This window comes from Marinomonas phaeophyticola, from assembly GCF_026966905.1.
GTDB lineage: Bacteria > Pseudomonadota > Gammaproteobacteria > Pseudomonadales > Marinomonadaceae > Marinomonas > Marinomonas phaeophyticola.
In genome coordinates this window covers 484,031-509,203 of record NZ_JAPUBN010000013.1, presented here as the reverse complement: position 1 = coordinate 509,203, position 25,173 = coordinate 484,031, and the positions used below count along the sequence as shown (strand labels likewise).

At 39.6% G+C, this 25,173-nt stretch carries 26 protein-coding genes; 10 read left to right on the top strand and 16 right to left on the bottom strand.

Going from position 1 to position 25,173, the window contains the following annotated elements; all coding sequences use genetic code 11:
- Nucleotides 1-5 precede the first annotated feature (5 nt).
- The 3 genes from pyrH to rpsB form a co-directional block, all read right to left on the bottom strand.
- Nucleotides 6-728: a UMP kinase gene (pyrH, locus tag O1D97_RS08555; protein WP_191602550.1), complete on the bottom strand. Its 723-nt coding sequence runs from the start codon at nt 726-728 to the stop codon at nt 6-8.
- A 125-nt stretch (nt 729-853) separates the two neighbouring features.
- On the bottom strand, nt 854-1,714 hold the full coding sequence (tsf, locus tag O1D97_RS08550; RefSeq protein WP_269124682.1) for a translation elongation factor Ts: 861 nt from the start codon (nt 1,712-1,714) through the stop codon (nt 854-856).
- 74 nt (nt 1,715-1,788) lie between these two features.
- Nucleotides 1,789-2,532, bottom strand: coding sequence for a 30S ribosomal protein S2 (gene rpsB, locus O1D97_RS08545; RefSeq protein WP_269124680.1), 744 nt, complete (start codon nt 2,530-2,532; stop codon nt 1,789-1,791).
- 320 nt (nt 2,533-2,852) lie between these two features.
- On the opposite strand from rpsB, the gene map reads away from it, so the two are divergent.
- The 5 genes from map to O1D97_RS08520 all read left to right on the top strand — a co-directional run bounded on the left by map (nt 2,853) and on the right by O1D97_RS08520 (nt 9,198).
- Entirely contained in the window at nt 2,853-3,704 is an 852-nt protein-coding gene (gene map / locus O1D97_RS08540) for a type I methionyl aminopeptidase (protein ID WP_269124678.1), read from the top strand.
- Between the two features lie 93 nt (nt 3,705-3,797).
- A complete protein-coding gene (gene glnD, locus O1D97_RS08535) occupies nt 3,798-6,488 on the top strand; it encodes a [protein-PII] uridylyltransferase (protein ID WP_269124676.1) in 2,691 nt (896 codons plus the stop codon).
- Between the two features lie 11 nt (nt 6,489-6,499).
- Nucleotides 6,500-7,702 carry a succinyldiaminopimelate transaminase gene (gene dapC / locus O1D97_RS08530; RefSeq protein WP_269124674.1) on the top strand — a complete coding sequence of 401 codons (1,203 nt, stop codon included), beginning with the start codon at nt 6,500-6,502 and terminating at the stop codon, nt 7,700-7,702.
- A gap of 29 nt (nt 7,703-7,731) precedes the next feature.
- Nucleotides 7,732-8,766 carry a 2,3,4,5-tetrahydropyridine-2,6-dicarboxylate N-succinyltransferase gene (gene dapD / locus O1D97_RS08525; protein ID WP_269124673.1) on the top strand — a complete coding sequence of 345 codons (1,035 nt, stop codon included), beginning with the start codon at nt 7,732-7,734 and terminating at the stop codon, nt 8,764-8,766.
- 87 nt (nt 8,767-8,853) lie between these two features.
- Nucleotides 8,854-9,198 (top strand): ArsC family reductase, encoded by a 345-nt coding sequence (locus O1D97_RS08520; RefSeq protein WP_269124671.1) that lies wholly within the window; start codon nt 8,854-8,856, stop codon nt 9,196-9,198.
- 6 nt (nt 9,199-9,204) lie between these two features.
- Here O1D97_RS08520 and O1D97_RS08515 read toward each other — a convergent pair whose 3' ends face one another.
- On the bottom strand, nt 9,205-9,441 hold the full coding sequence (locus O1D97_RS08515) for a hypothetical protein (protein WP_269124669.1): 237 nt from the start codon (nt 9,439-9,441) through the stop codon (nt 9,205-9,207).
- Nucleotides 9,442-9,506: 65 nt separating this feature from the next.
- Between O1D97_RS08515 and dapE the strand changes: the two genes are divergently transcribed.
- The 4 genes from dapE (at nt 9,507) to panD (ending at nt 11,752) form a co-directional block, all read left to right on the top strand.
- Nucleotides 9,507-10,646 carry a succinyl-diaminopimelate desuccinylase gene (gene dapE / locus O1D97_RS08510; RefSeq protein ID WP_269124667.1) on the top strand — a complete coding sequence of 380 codons (1,140 nt, stop codon included), beginning with the start codon at nt 9,507-9,509 and terminating at the stop codon, nt 10,644-10,646.
- Nucleotides 10,647-10,653: 7 nt separating this feature from the next.
- Nucleotides 10,654-10,932: a hypothetical protein gene (locus O1D97_RS08505; protein WP_269124665.1), complete on the top strand. Its 279-nt coding sequence runs from the start codon at nt 10,654-10,656 to the stop codon at nt 10,930-10,932.
- Nucleotides 10,933-10,935: 3 nt separating this feature from the next.
- A complete protein-coding gene (locus tag O1D97_RS08500; protein WP_269124663.1) occupies nt 10,936-11,310 on the top strand; it encodes a hypothetical protein in 375 nt (124 codons plus the stop codon).
- A 61-nt stretch (nt 11,311-11,371) separates the two neighbouring features.
- Complete coding sequence (gene panD / locus O1D97_RS08495; protein WP_269124661.1) at nt 11,372-11,752, top strand: aspartate 1-decarboxylase; 381 nt, start codon at nt 11,372-11,374, stop codon at nt 11,750-11,752.
- Nucleotides 11,753-11,802: 50 nt separating this feature from the next.
- On the opposite strand, the gene O1D97_RS08490 is transcribed toward panD, so the two are convergent.
- The 3 genes from O1D97_RS08490 to O1D97_RS19600 all read right to left on the bottom strand — a co-directional run bounded on the left by O1D97_RS08490 (nt 11,803) and on the right by O1D97_RS19600 (nt 15,354).
- Nucleotides 11,803-14,226, bottom strand: coding sequence for a putative bifunctional diguanylate cyclase/phosphodiesterase (locus O1D97_RS08490; protein ID WP_269124660.1), 2,424 nt, complete (start codon nt 14,224-14,226; stop codon nt 11,803-11,805).
- Nucleotides 14,227-14,348: 122 nt separating this feature from the next.
- Nucleotides 14,349-14,846 (bottom strand): thiol peroxidase, encoded by a 498-nt coding sequence (tpx, locus tag O1D97_RS08485; protein ID WP_269124658.1) that lies wholly within the window; start codon nt 14,844-14,846, stop codon nt 14,349-14,351.
- A gap of 25 nt (nt 14,847-14,871) precedes the next feature.
- Complete coding sequence (locus tag O1D97_RS19600; RefSeq protein WP_330221457.1) at nt 14,872-15,354, bottom strand: cold-shock protein; 483 nt, start codon at nt 15,352-15,354, stop codon at nt 14,872-14,874.
- 253 nt (nt 15,355-15,607) lie between these two features.
- On the opposite strand from O1D97_RS19600, the gene O1D97_RS08475 reads away from it, so the two are divergent.
- The gene (locus O1D97_RS08475) at nt 15,608-15,820 is read left to right on the top strand and encodes a SlyX family protein (RefSeq protein ID WP_269124656.1); all 213 of its coding nucleotides are present in this window, start codon (nt 15,608-15,610) and stop codon (nt 15,818-15,820) included.
- 19 nt (nt 15,821-15,839) lie between these two features.
- Here the strand turns inward: O1D97_RS08475 and O1D97_RS08470 are convergent, their stop codons facing one another.
- The 9 genes from O1D97_RS08470 to relA all read right to left on the bottom strand — a co-directional run bounded on the left by O1D97_RS08470 (nt 15,840) and on the right by relA (nt 25,169).
- Complete coding sequence (locus O1D97_RS08470; protein WP_269124654.1) at nt 15,840-16,625, bottom strand: class I SAM-dependent methyltransferase; 786 nt, start codon at nt 16,623-16,625, stop codon at nt 15,840-15,842.
- Nucleotides 16,618-16,914 (bottom strand): hypothetical protein, encoded by a 297-nt coding sequence (locus O1D97_RS08465; RefSeq protein ID WP_269124652.1) that lies wholly within the window; start codon nt 16,912-16,914, stop codon nt 16,618-16,620. The genes O1D97_RS08470 and O1D97_RS08465 overlap by 8 nt, the downstream gene beginning before the upstream one ends.
- 9 nt (nt 16,915-16,923) lie before the next feature.
- A complete protein-coding gene (locus O1D97_RS08460) occupies nt 16,924-17,730 on the bottom strand; it encodes an undecaprenyl-diphosphate phosphatase (protein WP_269124650.1) in 807 nt (268 codons plus the stop codon).
- Between the two features lie 3 nt (nt 17,731-17,733).
- Complete coding sequence (gene tsaB / locus O1D97_RS08455; protein ID WP_269124648.1) at nt 17,734-18,441, bottom strand: tRNA (adenosine(37)-N6)-threonylcarbamoyltransferase complex dimerization subunit type 1 TsaB; 708 nt, start codon at nt 18,439-18,441, stop codon at nt 17,734-17,736.
- Nucleotides 18,442-18,448: 7 nt separating this feature from the next.
- Nucleotides 18,449-19,105: an adenylate kinase gene (gene adk, locus O1D97_RS08450; protein WP_269124646.1), complete on the bottom strand. Its 657-nt coding sequence runs from the start codon at nt 19,103-19,105 to the stop codon at nt 18,449-18,451.
- Between the two features lie 231 nt (nt 19,106-19,336).
- Nucleotides 19,337-21,967: a phosphoenolpyruvate carboxylase gene (gene ppc, locus O1D97_RS08445; RefSeq protein ID WP_269124644.1), complete on the bottom strand. Its 2,631-nt coding sequence runs from the start codon at nt 21,965-21,967 to the stop codon at nt 19,337-19,339.
- A gap of 145 nt (nt 21,968-22,112) precedes the next feature.
- Nucleotides 22,113-22,430 carry a MazG nucleotide pyrophosphohydrolase domain-containing protein gene (locus O1D97_RS19595; RefSeq protein WP_330221456.1) on the bottom strand — a complete coding sequence of 106 codons (318 nt, stop codon included), beginning with the start codon at nt 22,428-22,430 and terminating at the stop codon, nt 22,113-22,115.
- Nucleotides 22,411-22,926, bottom strand: coding sequence for a MazG family protein (locus tag O1D97_RS19590; RefSeq protein WP_330221455.1), 516 nt, complete (start codon nt 22,924-22,926; stop codon nt 22,411-22,413). Before O1D97_RS19590 ends, O1D97_RS19595 begins: the two co-directional genes overlap by 20 nt.
- Nucleotides 22,923-25,169, bottom strand: coding sequence for a GTP diphosphokinase (relA, locus tag O1D97_RS08435; RefSeq protein WP_269124643.1), 2,247 nt, complete (start codon nt 25,167-25,169; stop codon nt 22,923-22,925). The genes O1D97_RS19590 and relA overlap by 4 nt, the downstream gene beginning before the upstream one ends.
- Nucleotides 25,170-25,173 lie beyond the last annotated feature (4 nt).

Here is a 25,173-nt window from a genome sequence, read left to right as displayed (position 1 = left end):
TAACCTCACTTAATTACTGTACCTTCATCACCACCAACCATGATGTTAATCAACGCACCAGGTTTATTCATATTAAATACGCGCACAGGCATATGATGATCTCTTGTTAAACAAATAGCCGTTAAGTCCATGACTCCTAATTGTTTTTCTAAGACCTCATCATAACTTAAAGTATCATATTTTACAGCATCAGGTTCTTTCATTGGATCCGCTGAGTATACACCGTCTACTTTTGTTGCTTTAAGAACAACGTCCGCATCAATTTCAATACCGCGAAGGCATGCCGCAGAATCTGTTGTAAAGAAAGGGTTACCTGTACCAGCCGAAAAGATTAAAACATCACCTTCTTTCATTAAACGCATAGCTCGTCGTCTGTCGTATGGCTCGACAATACCGGTCATAGTAATAGCAGACATAACGCGAGTAGCAATATTTGCTCTTTCAAGCGCATCACGCATCGCCAAAGCATTCATTACGGTCGCCAGCATCCCCATGTGATCACCTGTCACTCGATCCATGCCGGCTTCACTTAATGCTTGCCCACGAAACAAATTACCACCACCAATAACAATCCCAACTTCAACACCTATACCACGGAGCTGACCAATCTCTAAAGCGATTCGGTTCAAAACCTTTGGATCGATACCAAATTTTTCATCCCCCATCAAAGCTTCACCACTGAGTTTCAATAGGATTCTTTTGTATTGTGCGCTTTTAACTTTAGGCATATTCTCACCTCTGATTGGGAATAGTTTATTAAATTGATATTAACATTTAACGAAGTATAAAAGTGATAGCTATAAAAAGGGGCAGTCAAGCTGCCCCTTTTTATAGTAGACGAATTCTTTAAGAATTAGCCTTTAAGCTGTGCAGCAACTTCAGCAGCGAAATCAACTTCAGCAACTTCAATACCTTCACCAACTTCCAAACGAATGAAAGAAGTAATAGTAGCTCCAGCATCTTTCGCTAATTGACCCACTTTAACGTCTGGGTTTTTAACAAAAGGCTGTTCAATTAGACTGTTTTCAGCCAAGAATTTTTTCATACGACCAACAATCATTTTATCAACGATTTCAGCAGGTTTACCCGCCATATCTGGTTGCGCACGAATAATTTCTTCTTCTTTAGTCAATACTTCTGCAGGCATATCATCACCACGAACAACACGTGGGGAAACCGCTGCGATATGCATAGAAATATCTTTAGCCAATTCAGCGTCGCCACCTTCAAGTTGCGTCAATACAGCAATCTGACCATTTCCGTGCAAATAACCACCAACCAAACCGCCTTCGATAATTTCGATGCGACGAGGAGCGATGTTCTCACCAATCTTTTGAACAAGCGCTTCGCGAAGCTCACCAATTTCACCAGCAAGTAAAGTCGCAACACTTGTTTCTTTTGTTTCAAAAGCAACATCAGCTACTTTATTAGCGAATGCAATAAAACCAGCATCACGACTAGCAAAATCTGTTTCTGAGTTTATTTCAACCAACACACCGTAGGAATTATCTTCTGCAAGACGCAAAACCATAACGCCCTCAGCGGCAGTACGACCAGCTTTTTTAGCCGCCTTCATACCACTTGTTTTACGAAGTTCTTCAATTGCTGCTTCGATATCACCACCAGCTGCAACAAGTGCTTTTTTACACTCCATCATGCCAAGGCTGGTACGTTCACGTAGCTCTTTTACTAATGCTGCAGATACTGCTGCCATGTCAAATCCTCTCAAATACGATTTCAAATTTAAAAAAGGGGGCGATGCCCCCCTTTCGAAACTAGAGCAAGCTATTACTTAGCTTCTACTTCAGCCGCTTCGTTTACTTCAACAAACTCATCGGCTGTACCAGCTGTCGCGCTGCGACCCTCTAGAACAGCATCCGCGAATGCCGTAACGTACAACTGTACCGCACGAATCGCATCATCGTTTGCAGGGATGATATAATCAATACCATCTGGATTGCTGTTTGTATCAACAATACCAATAACTGGGATACCTAATTTGTTAGCTTCTTTGATCGCAATACGCTCATGATCAACATCAACTACAAAAAGAATATCTGGCAAGCCGCCCATATCCTTGATACCACCCATAGAAAGCTCAAGTTTTTCAAGCTCACGAGTACGCATCAACGCTTCTTTTTTAGTCAATTTTTCGAATGTACCGTCAGTCATTTGACCTTCAAGTTCACGCAAACGTTTGATAGAAGCACGGATTGTTTTGTAGTTAGTTAACATACCACCTAACCAACGGTGATTAACGTATGGCATAGAAGAACGAGCCGCTTGCTCTTTAATTGTCTTCGATGCAGCACGTTTAGTACCAACAAACAAAACTTTGTTTTTGTTTTCAGCCATTTTTTTAACTAATGCTAAAGCATCGTTAAGAGCTGGAACAGTGTGCTCCAAGTTAATAATATGGATCTTGTTACGAGCACCAAAAATGAAAGGTTTCATTTTTGGATTCCAATAACGAGTTTGGTGACCAAAGTGTGATCCAACCAATAACAGGTCGCGCATAGAAACTGTAGGCATTTTACTATCCTTTAAATATTTGGGTTATTATCGCTTACCAACTAAAGGCTTCAGCCAGACAAGGTTTAAAGCAACCATTGGCACCCTAGAAGCCTTACTCAACAGTAGCAAGGTCGTTAATATAATGAATTATGCTTTTGCTTAAACTTCTACGTTCTTCACAAAGCGGGCGATTTATACCACAAAAGAGAATAAATCGAAAGCATTAGACACTATTTTCAAACTTCAAATGCTATTTTTTTCTCTTTAATAGGGAGGATTCTCTTGTATAAGTCATGTAGAATAATGGCCATATTCACTTTCAAATCTATGTAAATACTATGAGCAACGAAATACTACAAAAAATTGAAGAACTAACTAAACATGGTCGAGTAGAGGTTCCAAAAGCCACACCTAAAAAAGCCGCTACTCGCTTTACCGATATTACTGACATCGAAGGCATGCGTATCGCTGGCAAACTGGCCGCTGACGTATTGCTCATGATTGAAGAGTATGTTGTGCCAGGAGTAACAACAGACCAACTTGATATCATTGCCCATAATTACATGGTAACTGAGCAAGGCTGTATTCCAGCTCCCCTTAACTATCATGGCTTCCCCAATTCAATTTGCACTTCAGTAAACGACGTCATATGCCACGGCATTCCATCAAAGAAAACCATGAAGAAAGGAGATGCGGTTAATATCGACATTACCGTTATCAAGAATGGTTATTATGGTGATACTAGCAAAATGTTTTTTGTCGGTGACGCCCCAGTTCATTTACAAAAACTTTGCAAAGTAACCCAAGAGTGCCTTTACCTAGCTATTAACATGGTTAAACCAGGTACACGTCTTGGTGATATCGGTGCCGCCATTTCAGCCCATGCCCACAAAAATAACTATTCCGTTGTTGAAGAGTATTGCGGCCACGGATTAGGGACCACGTTTCATGGAGAACCTCAGGTCCCTCACTATGGCAAACCAGGAACGGGTTATGTTCTAGAAGAAGGGATGACCTTCACTATTGAACCTATGATTAATGCTGGTAAGAAGCAAGTTAAACACACAGGACCAGATAACTGGATTGCAAAAACCAAAGATGGACGCATGTCTGCTCAATATGAACACTCACTTCTCGTTACCGCGGATGGTGTTGAAGTATTAACAAGAAGACCTGATGAACCATTTTAAGCTAACCCAATAGTATTGTGTCGATGCTTTCTATTACAGCAAAGCATCGCACGTTATTTAAGCGACCCTACACCTGACTTTAGAGGCTACTGCATGGAGTTCCCCGTTTTTCCAGACACACCTCCACTTTTGACACCTGAAGAGCAAATAGAACTCTCCAACCCTCTATGCTCAGCAAATCGTTACAAGCAAATCCTTGAAGCAAAAACCGCTGTCTACAATGATTTATTCAATACACTTTACCCTATAGAAAAGCTCGTAAAAGGCCGCGCGGCACTAATTGATGAGATTCTCAAGGCCATATGGAAAGCCAATAATCTAAACAACAACCACAACATAAGCCTTATTGCTGTAGGTGGATACGGTCGTAGTGAACTGCATCCAAATTCCGATATTGATGTCCTGATTTTATTAAAAGAAAGAGATACTCAACTCAACTCTTCCCTTGAATCCTTTATTACCTTTCTATGGGATATTAATTTAGATATTGGTCATAGCGTCAGAACCCTTGATGAATGCGTTAGTTTGGCCAGAGAAGACATCACTATAATAACCAATCTCATTGAAGCCAGACCCTTATACGATTTGGATGATTTATTAGGTGTGTTAAGACCACAAATAAGCACTGAAAACATGTGGGATGGTCATACCTTCTATCAAAGTAAATTAGAAGAACAGAAATTTAGACATGAGAAATACCAGAATACAGCCTACAACCTAGAACCTAACCTAAAAGAGTGCCCTGGTGGACTAAGAGACATACAAGTTATTGACTGGGTCGCAAAACGCTTTCTCGGCACTCACAGACTCAGAGAGCTGGTACAAAAGTCTTTTCTTTCTGAAGATGAGTACCTACAAATTAAAGGCGCTGTTAGTAATCTATGGCGTATCAGATGGGCTTTACATACAATTACAGGCAGAAAAGAAGACCGTCTACTTTTCGACCATCAAAGAACCTTAGCACAGCTATTTGGCTTCAATAGCGATGACCTAAAGCGCAACGTAGAGCGCTTTATGCAAGGTTATTATCAAAGCGTTGCCGCCATCCAACAATTGAACGATATGTTACTGCAGCATTTTGAAGAGTCCTTTTTAGATCTTGACGAACACGCCAACATCATCATTATCAATGATCGCTTCCAAACATTTAATGGCCAACTAGAAATACGCGACCCAAGCATATTCTCAACAACACCTTCTGCGATGTTGGAGATCTTTGTTATTTTAGGCACCCTTGAAGACGCTAAAGGCATGCGTTCCAGCACCATGCGAGCACTAAGAGATAATTTGGACCGAATTGATGATGAATTTAGAAATTCACCTGTAAATACAGCATTATTTATGGACATTATCGCCAGTCCATTCAACCTGACATCGCTATTAAGATCAATGAAACACATTGGCTTATTAGGACGCTACCTACCAGAGTTTGGCGCTATCATTGGGCAAATGCAACACGACCTATTCCATATCTACACAGTGGATGCTCACACACTGCAACTCGTAGAAAACCTACGTAAAATGCTGCAACCGGAAGCAAGACAACAGTTTCCAATTTCATCACAAGCCATCAGACATCTACCTAAAGTAGAGCTGCTCTATATTGCAGGCCTGTATCATGATATTGCCAAGGGACGAGGTGGAGATCACTCTATTTTGGGGTGTACCGATGCAGAAGAGTTTTGCATTCGACACGGACTCAATAAGCAAGATACTCAGTTAGTGGTTTGGTTGGTTTTACATCATTTAAAGATGTCCGTTATTGCCCAAAGAAAAGACATCTCTGACCCCGAGGTCATTTGGGAGTTTGCCAGCTTTGTAAAAGATCAAGAGCACCTAGATTACTTATTTATATTAACAGTAGCCGATATCAACGCCACGAACCCAACAATGTGGAACAGTTGGCGTGCATCTTTAATGAGACAACTTTACCTTGAAACCAAAAGAGCATTAAGAAGAGGCTTAGACTCTCCAATTGATGCGGAAATGCTAAGTGATGAGCACAAGCAAAGAGCTTTAGAACTATTAATAGAACGTAATGTTGACATTATAGACGCGGAAAACATCTGGAATAACATCGAAGAAGAGTATTTTATTCGCTCCACTGGAGATGAAATTGCTTGGAATACTGAAGCCATACTCAAACATTATCCAAGTGAAAAACCATTAGTAGCAATCAGCCCTTTAGGGGGACGCAACTTCTCTGGTGCCAGTAAAATTTTTGTTTACACGCCACTGACAGCGCATTTGTTTGCCGTCATAGCAGCAACACTTGAACAACTCGGCCTAACCATTCTTGATGCAAAAATAAGCACCTCAACAACAAAATACAGTTTAGATACCTTTGTCGTAATGGATGATAACGATGAAGCACCAAACCTGTATCTGGATAAAGCACGTATTACTCTAATCAGAGAAACATTAATTCAACAATTGAAATCACCATCATTATTTGAAAGCTTAATACAACGCTATACACCACGTATTTTGAAAATTTTCAACTCTCCTTCCAGCGTGAGATTAGTAAGTGAGCCTGAAGAAGTATGGTCAGCACTAGAAGTCATTGCCCCTGATAGACCTGGATTATTGGCCATGATAGGACAATTTTTTATGACTCATAATATTATGCTTCATAAAGCAAAAATCGCAACCCTTGGTGAAAGAGTAGAAGACACTTTTTACATAACGGAACCAGACGGCAACTTAATTATTGACCCCAATAGAGTTGATGCCATTTGTACCCAGTTAAAAGAAAAAATTGATCAATTCTCACAAAGCAAATAAATGAGAACAAAATGAACCCATATATAAAATCATTACACCCTTACCCATTTGAGAAATTAGCTGACCTACTTTCTGATATTGCACCACACCCAGAAAAAGAGCTGATTAAATTAACTATTGGCGAACCACAACACGCCGCACCAGAATTCGTAAAGGATTGCTTAGCCGCAAATTTAAACGGCATAAGCAAATACCCTCTAACTAAAGGGGAGCCTGCACTAAGTGAAGCAATAGCGCAATGGTGTCGAAACCGGTTCTCTCTACAATCATTGGATCCTAAAACACAAGTAATTCCTGTTACCGGAACAAGAGAAGCCTTATTTGCCATCACACAAACACTCATTGATAGCAAAGGTAACGACCTCATTATCAGTCCCAACCCTTTTTATCAAATTTATGAGGGAGCAGGTATCTTAGCCGGTGCCGACTTACACTTTCTCAGCTGTGACGCCAACAGCAACTATCAGATCAATTATAAAGAAGTGCCTGACGCTATCTGGGAACGCTGCAAACTGCTTTTTGTTTGCTCTCCAAACAATCCAACAGGTAGCTTAACGTCACTAGAAGACTACGCATTTTTAATAGAAAAAGCGAAGATGTTTCATTTCACATTAGTCGCAGATGAATGCTATTCCGAAATCTACTTTGATGAATCTCAAAAGCCTCTGGGCTTATTAGAAGCCTGCCAAAAGCTTGGTCACCTTGATTATCACAACTGCCTTGTGTTTCATTCACTTTCGAAAAGATCAAATCTACCGGGTCTTCGTTCTGGTTTTGTTGCCGGTGATGCCAATATTTTAAAAGCATTTTTGTTGTACCGTACCTATCAAGGTTGTGCCATGCCGCCACATCATCAAACCGCCTCTATACTTGCTTGGCAAGATGAAGAACACGTTTTACAAAACAGAAACCTTTATCGCAAAAAATTTAAAGCCGTCATTGATATCCTTGCCCCTGTTATGCCGATATCCCATCCAGAAGCCGCATTTTACTTATGGCCCAAAACAGCAATGGATGATGAGACCTTCTGTCGTGAATTATATCAACAAGAGTCTGTTCTCGTTCTCCCTGGCCGTTATTTAGCTCGCACAGTAAACGGCTTTAATCCTGGAAACGATCACGTTCGAATGGCTCTCGTTGCTAATGAAGAAGACTGCATTGAAGCAGCACAAAGAATTAAACGTTTCATCTTAAACAACACTAAAACACAATAATTTTACTTACTTATTTTATGGAGACATCAATGTCAAATCAGATCTTTTCTTTTGGACTCGGTATCGGCACACAAAACAAAGAAGGCGAATGGTTAGAAGTATTCTACCCAACCCCTGTTATTAACCCTGAAGCAGAAACGCTAAACGCATTAACAGGAAACACCAATTACACAGGCGGAAACGAGACCCTAATTCTTGATGAAAGCGATTTGAATCGCCTACATATGGCGCTTTTAAAAGCAGGAAATATTCAACAAGCTGAACTGGCTTCTCGCCTAAAAGCATCCACTCAACCTGTTGTGCTTTGCGTATTAGCTGAAGATTCAGCGCCAGCTAACCCTGCTGATGTTTATTTAAAACTGCAACTTATTTCCCATCGACTAGTACAGCCTCATGGTACTGATTTATCAGGTATGTTTGGCTTACTGATTAACACTGCCTGGACAAGCGAAGGCCCTATTGATGTACGTGAATTAGCAGACAGACAATTGAATGCAAGAATGGATGGTAAAACCATCGAAGTCTTCAGCGTTGATAAATTCCCGAAAATGGTTAATTTTGTCGTACCAACAGGTGTTCGTATTGGCGACGCCGCTCGCATTCGACTGGGTGCTCATCTTGGTGAAGGCACTACAGTAATGCATGAAGGTTTTGTTAACTTTAATGCTGGCACATTAGGCACAAGCATGGTTGAAGGCCGTATTTCAGCGGGTGTTGTCGTTGGTAATGGCTCAGATCTCGGCGGTGGCTGCTCAACTATGGGAACCCTTTCCGGTGGTGGCAATATTGTTATCGCTGTAGGTGACGAATGCCTAATTGGCGCCAATGCTGGTATAGGCATTGGCTTAGGTGATCGTTGTACGGTTGAATCTGGTCTTTATATTACGGCAGGCTCAAAAGTCGCTGTACTGGATGAAAACAATGAGGTTGTAACGGTTGTTAAAGCCCGCGATCTATCTGGCCAGTCTGATTTATTGTTCCGTCGTAACTCCTCTACTGGCGCAATTGAATGCAAAACAAACAAATCGGCCATTGCCTTAAACGCGGCATTACACGCTAACTAAATGCTTCTTGGGTAGCTTCTCTTTAGAAACTCAACTTTGAGAAGCTATCCTTCGACCAAAGTCTGTGCTGATGAGGACAAAATAGAAATGGTTCAAATTTATGGAATAAAAAACTGCGACACCATGAAAAAAACCTTCAAGTGGTTGAATGAATCTAATATTCAATATCAATTTAATGACTATAAAAAAAATGCACTCACACCGGAACTCATTAATGAATGGGTAGAAAAGCTCGGATGGGAATCCCTTGTAAATAAAAGAGGAACTACCTGGAGAAAGCTAGACGAAGCACAAAAAAACGCCATGTCAGACACATTAGCAAAAACGGTTCTATTAGAATCTCCCTCTATGATAAAACGCCCTTTAATGGTAAAAGAGAACGACATTATCCTTGGCTTCACAGCAGAGAACTATCACAAAATATTTTCTTGATCGTTACTATTTTATGGCTGGAGAATAGGTCGAATGATTCACTGGCGCTCCATTTCTAACCGGTGAACTGTATTGGGGCCTATCTGAGATTTGCTGAACATCAACATCTTGTTGCTGCTTAGGGCCTGAATCTGATTGAACTAGTGGTAGATAATACACACTCCTTTGGGTTATTTTCCCTTGAGGCTGAACAGCACAACCAAATAATAAAGCACAAACAACAATTAACAATCCAAATTTCATTTTCATTGCCCTATACATTGGTTAAATCACCACTAAGATAACCAAATAGGCAAAAAAGGTAAAGAATGACCATGACATCACCTACTTTAGATCTCGCAATTGACCTTATGTCTCGCCCCTCAGTAACCCCTGAAGATGCGGGCTGCCAAGAACTTATGATTCAGCGCTTAGAAGCCATTGGCTTTACAGTGGAGAGCATGCCGTTTGGCGAGGTAAAGAACTTTTATGCTAAACGTGGCTCATCAGGCCCAAACTTGTGTTTTGCAGGTCACACAGATGTCGTTCCAACTGGGCCGTTAGATCAATGGAATGTTCCTCCTTTCGAGCCTCAAATCATTGATGGCATTTTGTATGGACGAGGTGCTGCAGACATGAAAGGCAGCTTGGCTTCAATGATCATTGCTGTAGAAAACTTTGTTAATAAAAATCCAGATCATTCAGGGCAAATATCCTTTTTAATAACAAGTGATGAAGAAGGTCCATTTGTAGATGGGACAACAAGAGTGGTTGACGCACTCATAGAAAGAAAAGAAACCGTTGACTGGTGCATTGTCGGCGAACCTTCAAGCACAAACCAACTAGGCGACATTATAAAAAATGGCCGTCGCGGCTCGTTCAGTGGAGATTTAACAATACACGGCAAGCAAGGCCATGTTGCTTATCCACATTTAGCTATGAACCCCATTCATTTAGCAGCACCGGCTCTCGATGAACTCGCCAATACACACTGGGATAATGGCAATGACTTCTTCCCTCCTACCAGCTTTCAAATCTCCAATATCCATTCAGGTACAGGGGCAACCAACATTGTTCCCGGATCATTAAATGCTCAGTTTAACTTTCGTTTCTCATCGGAACTCAATTTCGACAAATTAAAAGAAAAAGTCATTTCAATTCTAGATAAACACAATCTAAACTATGACATTGACTGGACCTATAATGGCTTACCTTTCCTAACCCGCCCAGGTGAACTAGTAGATGCCATGGTGAAATCCATTCAGGAAGAACTCAATATCACACCAGAATTATCAACTACAGGCGGTACATCAGACGGTCGCTTTATTGCTAAGATGGGCACTCAAGTCGTAGAGTTAGGCCCCATAAATGCCACAATTCACCAGATTAACGAACATGTTGATGCAGAAAGCCTCAATAAACTGTCTCGCGTATATGAAGGTATTTTAAACAATCTTTTTGCAAATTGATGGTGTTATGAATATAAATAACCAACTACATAAATTGGCTATGAAGCTAGGAAGTAATCCGCGCATTGCCTTTGCAAGACTGATCCAAGGAGGTCTATTATTTGTTTTTGGTAGCTTAATATTAATTATGTCAGATAGAATACTGGCCTCTTCTTACTCGCAAGAAGTGTTGGCACTCTTTGGTATTACTATCGCATCCATTGGTGTTTTTTGGACACTCTTAGGCTATCTATCTATGAGCGTCTTACGAATTTATCATATGATCAAAAGCAAGGATAAAAAATAAACCATGCAACCTGACATAGAAATTTATCTGCTTTCCTGTACAACCGAGTCAATATTAGACTGGCTAAGAAAGCAGTTTGTTATTGTAAACGAACCAAAGAAACAGGACACCTGTACCTCTTTAACAATAGAACACAACAATAAACGGATAAAAGTCGCTATTCTCGAAGAAGCGGCCGGAAAGAGATTTACCTCCGTATGGTTCGATTCACCAGACACCCCTTGGAAAGATGACATAGAATGTGCAAAACAAGCGTTTCAAGAACTCAATTGCGAAGTTCGCTGCAACTTTAGTGGCTGGGAAGAAGAAGACAATTCTGATCCAGACCAATGGTGGTGTATCAACCAATACAAAGAAGGACCTTTTATTTGGAAGTAATACAAAATACACCCAATAAACAAAGTCCGTACAATCAAAACACGATAGAGAAATAAGTTAAATGCAAATAACATTATTGAAAGGCAAGTTACACATGGCATGCGTCACCCAAGCTGAACTTTGGTATGATGGTTCATGTGCTATTGATAGTGAACTAGTTAAACTCGCTGGGCTGAGAGAGTTTGAGAAAATAGATATTTACAACGTTTCAAATGGTGAAAGGTTTCATACTTATGTGATTCTTGCTGAAGCTGGATCCGGCACGATATCAATGAATGGCGCTGCCGCAAGAAGAGTTCAGGTTGGAGACCGTATTATCATCGCGGCATATGGACAGATGAATGCAGAAGAAGCGGATCAGTTCCAACCTTCACTGGTTTACTTAAACCAAGACAACAGTGTTGAAAGAACTACAAACAGCATACCTGTACAAGCAAGCTAACCTTTATCAGTCACTCACAAACCTAAAGAGACGAATACTCTTGTGAGTGACTAATACTGCTCAAGATAAGTAGAGAAGTCATCAAATGGAATCGGGCGGCTATACAAATAACCCTGCCCCAAATTACATCCTTTAGAGAGCAAAAAGGCTTTTTGAAATTCATTTTCAATTCCTTCTGCCACCACTTTCATACCCAGCCCTTGGCTCATATTTAAAATAGCGACAACTAATGATTGGTCAGTTAAATTAGACTCGCATTTTTCAATGAAAGACCGGTCAATTTTTAAGATATCAATAGGAAATTGATTTAAATAACTTAATGCAGAATAACCCGTCCCAAAATCATCAATAGCTAACTTACAACCTAGATCATGTAAAGACGTTAGGACATGACGGCTTTGAGAGTTATTTTGAATCAACAAGCTTTCTGTTAATTCGACCAACAAAGAGCTTGGGGGAAGCCCACTTAGCTCTAAAATATCCTTCACTAAATCAAGTAAACCTTCCTGCTGAAACTGCCTATTAGAAAAGTTAACACTGATATAAAAATCTTGATTAAATTTATTTCTTAATTTTTGAATATCTAGCACCGCAGTTTGCAACACTTTCTCTCCTAACTGAGTGATCAAACCAGTATCTTCGGCGATAGAAATAAACGAATCAGGAAAAACAACACTACCCGTATCTGGATCCTTAATTCTAACTAGCGCTTCTGCACCGACTATAGACTGAGTTTTCAAGTCAATAATTGGTTGGTAATAGACTAATATCAAATCGTCTTCTAACGCTCGCCTCAATAACACTTCAAAACGGGCTTTTTCTGTAATTTCATGCTGAAGAGACTGCTCATAAATGTACTCTGTTCCCCTCCCCATCTGTTTTGCTCGATACATGGCAATATCGGCATTTCTTAGCAATTCATTAACAGAGGTAGCGTCTTTAGGGTAATAAGAAATGCCTAATGACCCAGATAAATTCATGGTCCTTTTTTCAATAAGAATCGATTGAGAAAGGCAAGATAAAATACGATTACACACTTTTGATACATCCGTACCCGTTGCAATTCCTTGAGATTGGGTTTTCACCAATACAGCAAACTCATCTCCTCCTAGCCTTGCTGCAACACTATCAACAGGAAGATCGTTAACTATCCGTTTAGACAGTATTTTAATTATCGAATCCCCAATTTGATGTCCAAATATATCGTTAATGGACTTAAAGTGGTCAAGATCGATCATAATAAGAGCATATGCATCAGATTTAGAGCAATCAAGCAGTGTTTTTTCTACAAGGTTTTGAAAACCAAAGCGATTTAATAACCCCGTTAAAAAATCATGTGTCGCTTGGTAGTCCAATTCTTTCTGGGTATTAATTAATCCAGAAATGTCAGTCATAACGGCCAGAACTTTTTGAGAGCCATCTTCAAAGTGCAACTTAGCATCTAACAATACTGGACGACTTTCATCGTCAGCACGAACCATAACAAATATCTCATGGACCTCATTTTCCACTAATAATGGACTGAGAAGTTCTCTATAAATATCAAAATGATCTAAATCGATAAAATTTAAGAAGGGTTGGTTAATGGCTCTTTCTCTAGATAATCCAAAGTAGTCAATAAAATAATCATTTGCCTCAATAATGTCTCCATCAAGAGACAAACTAAATAAAATAGAGGGGGTGGCATTATAAAGAGTCGTTAGCCTTTTACCGCTTTCGCTCAGAATATGATGCTGAGACTGAAGTCGTTTTTGTAGATTATTATATTCACTAATAACAATACCAAACTCATCATTAGCAGCATGTTCAACATTGCAAAAGTGATCGCTATTCTTAGATTCACTTATCGCAATCAATATCGCATTTAGCGGCTTAGATACGACCAATTTAACAAAGAACCAAGATACAATAGACAACAGAAAGAAAATACCAATTGATAATGAGATTAAATCAAAGAGGGTTTCCTTTCTTTTCTCTCTTAAAGAATAGTTCCCAATATCAACAATTAAACGACCGATATTTTTATCAACATCTGGGGCAGGAAACACTATAGGAATAGAGTAACTAATTAATACATCAGCGTGGAGGTCTTGTGTAAGCAGATCCAATACTTTCTGCTCTTTATCATCAACCACAACAACATTAAGTATATCAGGCTGACTGATTAATATAGATAGGATACTTTCAACAGTTTTATAGTCAAATCGCCATACAGGATCCGATATTAAATCGGCATACACCTCTAATTCTTTATCTAATACAATTAAACGGCTTTCATATTCATATGTCGCGCGTTTGTCTGCATAGATATAGGATCCTAATGTTGCAATAAACAGAGCCGTCAGCAGCATGATGGCTAGCTTACCTGCAACCTTTATTGACAGCTTTTTTTCATATTGTTGAATACCAACACTAGATAAACGGCTTACTAAAAGCACAAAAGAAAGCTCTTCGAGATTTTTTAGTAAATGCATAGAACTTCATGCATATATCGGCTTATTGATGACAATCAAATATTCACTATTTGAAAGTAATACTTAATCATCACCAATAAGCTCTTACAAAGACATCTCTGCCTTGATCTTCTTTAAATTGATTAGGAAAGAAGATCTATTACTGCGGTGTAATTTGGCTCATTTGCCGTTTCTGAAACCTGTTCAGTGTAGATAACCACACCATCCTCATCAATCACAACAATTGAACGTGACAACAATCCAACCAATGGACCCGTTGCAAAATTAACTTTATAGTCGACGCCAAAAGTACTTCTAAACGATGACGCCGCCGTCACGTTCTCAATCCCTTCGGCTCCACAGAATCGCCCAATAGCAAACGGTAAGTCGGCTGAAACACATACGACTGATACGTTATTTAATGACGCCGCCTGCTCATTAAATTGACGTACCGACATAGCACAGGTCGGTGTATCAATAGATGGAAAAATATTCAATACAATTTTTTTACCGGCAAAATCTGATGATGTTGTCGAAGAAAGATCCGACTTAACCAAATCAAATGCAGGGGCCTTTTCACCAACAGATGGCAGATCGCCAAGTGTTTCGAAAGGATTTCCTTTTAATGTAACCGTAGCCATATAAACCTCATTGCTCTTCTTTGTATTAAGAGTTTCTCATAATTGAAACGTTTTCTGCTTGCTTACCTTTTTCGCCTTCTGTTACATAAAAGCGAACCAGCTGTCCTTCAATAAGGAATCGACGACCACGGCCTCGTATAGCACGGTAATGAACGAAAACATCTTCGCCATTATCTCTTGTCAAAAAGCCAAAACCTTTTGATGAGTTGAACCATTTAACCGTCCCTTCTTCCCTATCATCATTCTCATCATCTTCTTCCTCGTCATCATCAACATAAGATGCTTTTGTTTCCGCAACGGGTGACTCTTTGCTTAATAAGGATCCTAAGTAAGCAGATACAAAAACAAAGCCGAAATAGGTCAGATAATTTGTTCCCATTTCATCTCCAATTACGGCAGCAATCAACAGCGGTGCAACTAGAGCGATAATGAAACTAGCTATCAAAGCTCGAACAGAAAATAATGATGTACTACTGGATTTACGATCCACGTCATGGTGTTCAGTCATAAAAAATCTCTTTTATATAAAAATATTAGTAATAAAAACAAACTTATCCGATCACTGGATACTAGTTTGTTGTAGTATAAAAACAACTTAAGTACAAGTATAAAAAATCACTTAAGAACTATACATAGGAATAAAATACAAGCACTATTCATATCCTATAATAAACAGTTAGTTACTTATACATTTATAAAGTATGTAATTAACGTTAACAATAAACTGTTTATAAATTAAGATTAACACACAGATGGCATATATGAACACCACAGATAACAATCCTCGCATTGATGACATAGAATTTAAATTACAATACCAAGAAGATTTGATTGAAACACTTAACACCGCACTTTCAAAACAGCAAAGAGAAATTATGCGTTTGGAAGAAAAACTTATTTTGGTCGTCAAAATGGTTGAATCCTATCGATCTCAGCAAAGTATCACTGAAAACGAACAACCCCCTCATTATTAAAAATATAAAATCCACTTTTTTAAATATCTAGTGATTTATTTACATAAATATCAAAACGACCTGATTTACCTGTTATTTGATAAGTAGCAGGTTCATCATTCAAAAAGGGGGCTCCTTTTGGTCGTTTTACAACTACTCGATAGGCAGCCAGCTCTTTAGCTAACGGCAATAAATAATCTGAGTCTTCATCGTGACCGACTAAGTCTCTAAAAAAGGCCATCTCTTTTTTTACTGCCGCTGACTTTTCAACATGCGGATACATGGGGTCTAAATAAATCACATCAAATGATGTTTGAATGCAATCTGAAATATCACCTTCTTGAAAGTGCATTTTCGCAATAATAGAAGCAATATCCTCTGACTGCGTTGCCCGCCCCAAGCCATTTTTTAACAATACTCTCACCAATGGATTTCTTTCAAGTAAAGTCACATCGCATCCTAGAGAGGCCAATACAAAAGCATCTCTTCCTAGGCCAGCCGTGGCATCTAAAACGGTTAAGTCATGGCGCTTATTAACCCCCACCGCTTTAGCTATGTCTTGGCCTTTTCCACCACCAAAAAGTCGACGGTGAGCAACGGCGCCATTCACAAAGTCTACCCGAACTGGGTTAGGTGCAGATTTTCCTGTTTTGGCGATGGAAACAACATCACCCTCAATCAAAAGTAAATAATCAAATTCCGTATGCTTTTTAAGAGAACAAGATAAATAAAAGCACGTTAATCCAAGCTCTTCTGCTAATGCTTGAGCTTGTTCTTGGGTGCTATCATCTCGGTATGCAACAGATAAAAAATGAGTCTTATGCAAAAACATCCACACCAACTAACGCGTTTTTTGAATTGTCTAAAAATAATGATTGTGTCTCAGAATACATATTCAAGGCATACTGAGTAGGCCTATCAAGAGTCTCGACACGAGCAAACTTTGCCCCCACAGACTCAAAAACAGATTCAAATTGAGATAGGCTGCTCGGAGCAACCGACAGATGTTTATTAGTAGTAGAAGCGGCATTAGCCTGAAAGGATCTAGCAGAGGATGCATTAGTATTAGACGCTACCCCACTACTGATAACCGGAAACTGAGATCCAATATTCATCGTATCAACCTATACATTTAAATAACTAATACCGAGTAAGATACCACCAAGTAGTAGTCGATAAAATAAAAATGGAGCGAACCCGATTTGATTCAACCATTTTAAAAAGACATAAATACAAACATAGGCACTTATTGCTGAAAGCACAACACCTGCAAAAATCACACCCCAATGTATATTAATACCAGAAGAAATTAACTCCATTAACTTGTAAGTACCAGCCGCTACAATTAAAGGAATCGATAATAAAAAAGAAAATCGAGCTGAGGCATTTCGACTAAACCCTAAATACCTAGCGGCGGTGATCGTGACCCCTGATCGGGAGGTTCCAGGAATTAACGCTAAGGCTTGAGCAGCACCAATAAAAACCACGTTAGACAGGGTCATTTCATATTCGGTTTTAGCCTTACTCGCATAAATATCAGACAACCATAAAAGAATGCCAAAGCCAATTGTAGTATAGGCTATCACTTCTATTGACCTTAAATGGCTTTCTATAAAATCATTTAGAAAATACCCCATAATGACAGCGGGTATAGTTGAAATGATAACCCACCACGCTAATTTACTGTCATTCGTTGTCGTCGAGCTTCGGATAGATAAAAGCCATGCACTTAATAAACGAATAATATCCCGCCTAAAATATCCTATTACAGCAATAAGGGTCCCTACATGCACAGCAACATCAAATGCCAGACCTTGATCGGGCCACCCCAGTAATTGAGAGGGTAAAATAAGATGAGCGGAGCTCGATACAGGTATAAACTCGGTAAGACCCTGAATTATTGACAAGAAAACAATATGATACCAAAGCATTAACTAACGTTTACCAACTTTTAAAGGTTGTTTTTCCCAAGAAATTTCATCTCTCAAATAGCTAGGCATGGCCTCATAGACTGAGACAGCCTTACTTTCCTTAAAGAAAGTATGTGCTAACTCACCAATATAGGCAGCTCTTGGTGCAATATTTTCATCAACTAGAGCTAAATTATTAGGCACTTTAGTTAACAAAATATCTTTATAGATCCAACCGGACCCAACTCCATTATAGAGTTCATTAAACGTATCAATACTTTCTGGTTTTATCACTCGCTCAGTAAGCAATGCCTCAATAGTAACCACCTTGTCTATTTCAGACACGTGATAACCACCCACATAGACTTCCCCCATTCGAGCATCTAAAGCAGACAACCAGTAATCTTTTTGATATTTTCGATACGCTTCCAATACCATTGCTTCAAGCGTAGAGACAGGAATAACAGGCAAATCTGCACCATAAGCCAATCCCTGAACAACGCCTGCGGCTATTCGTAAACCAGTAAACGACCCTGGACCTCGACCAAAGGCAATCGCATCTAATTGACTTAATTTAAGTTCAGCTTGAGACAAAATTTGATCAACCATAGGTAAAATCAAATCATTATGCATCCTAGGTGCCATACGAAAATCTTCCAGTATGACACCATTAACATTCAACGCCACAGAGCAAGCTGGCGTTGAAGTATCTATTGATAAAATAGTACTCATCGAATTATTAAGCCTTCAAAGAGTGTAGCAAACCTTGTTTGATTTCATTCAAATCACCAACGCCACTGACCTTAATGTACTTTGGAGCTTCTGTTGGCACTTCCTTTGACCAAGTTTGATAATATCCAACTAAAGGTGCCGTTTGATCATGGTAAACAGACAAACGACTTCTTACTGTTTCTTCTTTGTCATCTACTCGCTGAACTAACTCATCACCAGTTTCATCGTCTTTACCTTCCACTTTTGGTGGGTTATAAATTGTATGATAAACACGACCTGACGCCTCATGCACTCGACGACCACTTAACCGTTTAACGATTTCTTCATCCGCAACGTCAATTTCAACAACATAATCAATAACTACACCAGCGTCTTTTAACGCATCAGCTTGAGGGATAGTTCTAGGGAAGCCATCAAACAAGGCACCGTTTTGGCAATCGTTATCTAATAAACGTTCTTTAACTAAACCAATAATAATATCATCTGAAACTAACTGACCAGCATCCATTACCGCTTTTGCTTTTAAGCCTAGTTCAGTACCCGCTTTCACTGCGGCTCTAAGCATATCACCCGTAGAAATTTGAGGAATCCCAAACTCTTCAGTAATAAATTGCGCTTGCGTTCCCTTACCTGCACCTGGTGCACCTAGTAAAATCACTCGCATAAACACTCTCCAATAAAAGTTTCATTTAAAACAGACACGAACCTTTTCATTCATCTTATGAGCCACAAAAAGTGGTATATTTAGCCCTGTGAAAGAAAGGTACATTTATAATAAAAATGATGGTCGCCTAGAATAACCAAGCAACCATCAAATATGCAAATAGGTAGGAGAATATTCACTATTTTCCTACCTATTTAATACATTAGTAGTATAAAATTTGACTAATTAAGCTTATCCGGTGTTTTGCATTCCACTAGCAATACCCGCCATGGTAATCATCAAAGCTTTATTTACTTGTCGATTATCCGGAGATTTTCGGCTTCGATACAACAATTCAGCTTGTAAATAGTGCAGTGGATCAATATATGGATTACGCACATCTATCGACTGACGAATGGTTTTATTATCTTCAATTAAACGTTCTTGTTGCTTCAATTGCTTAACACATTCACTCACTTGCTTTAACTTTCTGCGAAGTAACAAACCTAGGCTTGTTAACTCTTCAGGAACAAGACGTTTTTCATAGTACTCAGAAATTTCGGGTTCAGCTTTCGCCAGAACCATATCTAACATATCTAAATAAGCCCCAAAAAAAGGCCACTCTTCGTGCATTTCTTGTAAACTTTGTAAATGACCTGATTCAATAGCTTGAAACAAAGCACTTTCAGCACCTAACCATGCCGGTAACATCAAACGAATCTGCATCCAAGCAAAAATCCAAGGAATCGCTCTAAGACTCTCAACTCCCCCATCCACTTTTCGACGAGCAGGCCTTGAACCTAAAGGCAATTTTGCAAGTTCTTGTTCAGGAGTAATGGCCCTAAAATAAGGCACGAAATCTTCATGACCACGAACAATACCACGATATTGATTCATGCCAATTTCAGCCATTTCATCCATAATAGCGCGCCATTCTTCTTTTGGTGCAGAAGCTGGACTTAAGCTGGCCTCCATTACAGCCGAACAATAAAGCTCTAATGAACGAACAGCAATATCAGGAATACCAAACTTGAAACGAATCATTTCACCTTGCTCAGTAACCCTTATACTACCATTAACCGAGCCCGGAGGTTGAGATAATATAGCAACATGAGCAGGACCGCCACCTCGACCAACGGTACCACCACGTCCGTGAAAGAGCGTTAAGTGAACACCGTGCTTTTTACACAACTTCGTCAAGGCCTCTTGAGCTCTGTATTGGCCCCATGTGGCCGCAATTTGACCCGCATCTTTGGCTGAATCTGAATAACCAATCATAACTTCTTGTTTGCCATCAATATAAGCTTTATACCAAGGCATTGAGAATAATTGCTCAATAATAGGCTCAGCGTTATCCAAATCAGCTAGCGTCTCAAATAAAGGCACTATCTTCATAGGAGAGCTCACACCTGTTTCTTTCAACAATAGTGCGACAGCCAAAACATCTGAAGGAGAGCTAGCCATAGAGATAATATAAGAACCAAAAGAGTTTGACCTTCCTTTAGCTATCATTTTAAACGTCTCTATCACTTCATGAACATCATCAGAAGGAGACCACTCTAAGGGTAATAAAGGTCGTTTCGAATTTAACTCAGTTAATAAAAACGCTTGTCTCGACGCCTCATCCCATTCAGCATAATCACCCACCCCATAGAAACGAGTGATGGCTGACAAGGCTTCAATATGACGTGATGCATCCTGCCTTACATCAAGCTTAACCAGAGTAACTCCAAAAGTAGCCGCACAACGGATTAAATCTAATAAAGATCCATTTGCGATCACCTTCATTCCACAGTCTATTAATGACTGATAACACAAGGTTAAATCATCTACTAATTGCTTACTATCAAGAAGTATATTATCTGCAGGGGCTTTTTGCCCTTCTAGTTTTGCCTTTGCCCACGAACGAGTCGCTAGCATTTTATTTTCTAGGTCACGCAATATTTCACGATACGGTTGAGCACTTTCTCCAACCCTTTCTCGCAATTCTTGATTACATTGTGTCATAGAAAATTCAGATCTGAGTACATTAAGATCTTTAATGTATAAATCAGCCGCCATCCAACGGGCTAATAAAGTAACTTCTTCAGTTACTTTATGAGTCACATTTGGATTACCATCTCTGTCTCCTCCCATCCAAGTTGAAAATCGAATAGGCGCTATATTTAATGGTATCGTCTGCACATCCAATACGTGACTAAACTGCTCCTCTAATTGCCTGAAAAAACGAGGAACGGCATGCCATAAAGATTGTTCAATAACCGCAAAACCCCATTTCGCTTCATCAACTGGGGTAGGTCGCTGTTCACGAATCTCATCAGTATGCCAAGCTTGGGTTATGATTTCATTCAACCTGCGAATGTGAATGGTTTCTTCAAGAGGTAAAATATTGTCTTTATCAAGAGATTCTAATTCTGTAGAAATATTGTCATACTTTCTAATCAATGAGCGACGAACAACTTCTGTTGGGTGTGCCGTCAACACCAAATCTATGCTCTGATTTCCAAGTGCATCCATCATCTGTTCAGCCGTCAGGGCTTTATCTTTAAGGCGCTTTAAGAGATCACCAATAGGGTTTTGATAAACACCCAGACTTTCGTTTGTACGACGACGATGCACTCTATGATATTGCTCTGCAATATTTGATAGGTTCAGAAATTGATTGAATGCTCTCGCAACAGGTACGATATCATTATCGTCCAACGCCTCTAAGGCTTCAATTAATGCCGTAGAGTCACCTGATTGACGACCATCTTTGGACAGTAGGCGGATATTTTCCACTTTTTCTAAAAAATCGGCTCCCAAGTGATTACTCATTGTCTCTCCGAGACAATCACCTAACAACCTGACATTTTCTCGCAATGACGCCTGACGATCGCTCAATTTAATCCTCTCCTTTTTCCAGATAAAGCCATAACACCTAAAAAATGATGTTTAACTCATTCATTCTGTAATTTTCTCTGGAAAATATATCAGGATGACTTACAGAGATAAACAACCACATCAATTTCCTTACTTACATTTAGTATTAAAGGCCTTTTTTCTTGGCTTGATCCCAAAATCCATCTAATTCATCTAGAGAACAGGATGTTATGTCTATCTTCTGCTCAGCCACTCGCTCTTCTATGAAAGCAAACCTGCGACGAAATTTTTCATTCGTTTTCGCTAAAGATTGTTCAGCATCTAGGTCGAGATGTCTCCCCAAATTCGTCATAGCAAAAAGAAGGTCACCAAATTCACCTGACATCTCATTTTTATCTAAGTGATTCACGGCGTCTTCAAGCTCATCAATTTCTTCTCGAATTTTCTCAAAAACAGAAGTAACATTATCCCAGTCGAAGCCCACGGATGCCGCTTTTTTGAATTTTTGTAGATTGAACTACAGGAGGAAGTGCTCTTGATATACTGTCTAATAAACCTCTTGAAGCACCTTCAGTCAAAACAGACTTTTCTTGAGACTTAATCTTATTCCATTGCCCTTTTAATTCCTCTTCTGAGAATTTTGGAGCATTACCAAAACTATTTAGCGAACCATCAGGAAAAACATGAGGATGACGACGAAGCATTTTTTCCTTCAAGCCCTCTACCACATCATTAAAATCAAATGCCTTATTTTCATCTGCCATTTGACTATAAAAAATAATTTGAAAAAGGAGGTCGCCCAATTCTTCTTTCAAATTCTGCATATCCTTACGGGCTATGGCATCAACCACTTCATAGGTTTCTTCAATGGTATACGGAACAATAGATGAGAAACTCTGCTTTTGATCCCAAGGGCAACCTTTTTCAGAATCTCGCAAACACTGCATCAAATACAGCATTTCATCTAATTGAGAGTTCAATATTCTCTCTCCCTAAAAACATCAATCACATTAGGAAGCTGATTAATTCTATGGAGCAAACGACTTAAGGCGCTGAGTTGATCAATTTCAATGGTAAAACGAATCAGTGCGGAGTGACTCTCTTTAGTCGATAAGGTATTCATTGATAATAAATTCGTTTTTTCATTCGCCAACAAGCTGGTTATATCATTAAGCAGACCAGTACGATCATAGGCTTCAACTTGAATACTGACAGGAAATAAATTTTCAACCTCTTCTCCCCAGCTCACCTCAACAATTCTTTCAGGCTCCTCCAAACTGTGCTGAACAGCATTTAAACAGTCTTGTCTATGTATAGAAACACCTCGACCTAACGTGATATAACCAACAATATAATCTCCTGGCACAGGAGAACAACAACGAGCCATATTCGTTAAAAGGTGCCCAACCCCTTGAATTTTCACATCATTATGAAAACTTCTATTCGAGCCTTTCTTGAGACGAATAGGTCTTTCTTTTTCCTTACCATCAAGACCGTAAATATCTTCGAGTACATGCAACACCCGAGAAAGCTGAATATCACCTGAACCTAGCGCAGAGAAAATATCGTCAGCCGTCGCAAAATTGCACTTATTCGCAATACGTTCAAAATCTATATTGGCCTCACTCATACCTAAACGTTTCAACTGCTTGTCTAAGATCAGTTTACCGGCAGGTATATGCTGCTCTTTAGATTCTTTTCGAAACCAATTTTGAATTTTTGCTCTGGCTTTGGATGTTTGAACATACCCCAAAGATGGGTGCAACCAATCTCGGCTTGGCTGACCTTCCTTAGCCGTTAGGATTTCAACTTTATCACCCGTTTTCAGACTTGTTACTAACGAGATGATGCGACCATTAACCTTTGCTCCTCGACAACGGTGACCAATCTCGGTATGAACCCTATACGCAAAGTCTACAGCGGTTGAATTAACGGGTAAATCGACCACATGCCCTTCAGGAGTAAAGACATAAATGCGGTCTTGCTCAATATCATTTCGGATTTGCTCTGATAATGAATCCTGATCACCTTGAACCTCATGAAAATCGAGAATATTTCTCAGCCAAGCGAGCTTTTCTTCATAACTCGAGCTATTGGATGATAAATCTGTCCCTTTATACTTCCAATGGGCACATACACCTAACTCCGCATCTTCATGCATTTTATGTGTTCGAATCTGTATTTCAAGCACTCGCCCTTGCGGCCCAACGACAGCCGTATGCAAGGATTGATAGCCATTATTTTTTGGATTGCTAATGTAATCATCGAATTCATGGGGCACTGGCTTCCATAAGTTGTGTACCACACCTAAAACGCCATAACACTCCATAGTTTCATCAACAAGAATTCTTACCGCGCGGACATCATATACCTCATCAAAACATATATTTTTACGCTGCATTTTGCGCCAAATACTATAGATATGTTTTGCTCGCCCCATCAAATCCGCATTAATATTAATTTCGCCTAATCGCTCCCTTAATAAATCAATAACATCATCAATAAAATGCTGTCGATCTAATCTTTTTTCATCAAGTAAGGCCGCAATACGCTTATATTCATTTGGGTATAGATAGCGAAAAGACAGGTCTTCAAGCTCCCATTTAATGTGCCCTATTCCCAATCGATGAGCGAGCGGGGCATAAACACTTTGCACTTCTAGTGCAATAGTAACTTTTCTCGCCTCATCTTGGTGCTTTGCCTCTTTTATGGCACATGCTCTTTCTGCCAATTTAATTAGCACAACTCGCACATCATCAATGATCGAAACCAACATCTTTCTTAATGATTCAAGTTGGTTCTCATGGCTACCTAACACTTCTGCCGCGGTATCTGCCGATAAGTTTTTAGACACTTCTCCCATGCGAATGACGCCTTCGACTAACGAGGCAACTTTACGACCAAACACATCAATAACTTTTTGAATGGGTAATTGATCTTCTCTTACTACACGATATAAAGCGGCCGCAACCAAAGAATCCTGATCAGCTCGAAATCCGGATAAGATCTCTACCATCTCCAAACCTGCACGAAAAGTACTGGCTTGAGCGCCCCAGTAGGACGGTTTGTCTGACTGCTGCTCTGACTGCCTAGCGATTTCACATGCCATTCTCAAAGGAATACGAGAACTGGCATCAATATTATCTCCAAATTGAGCCATCCAAAGATCAATATCTACAGAGCCGTCTTCTAGTATTGGGTGGTCCTTACGAACTGTAACCATTTCA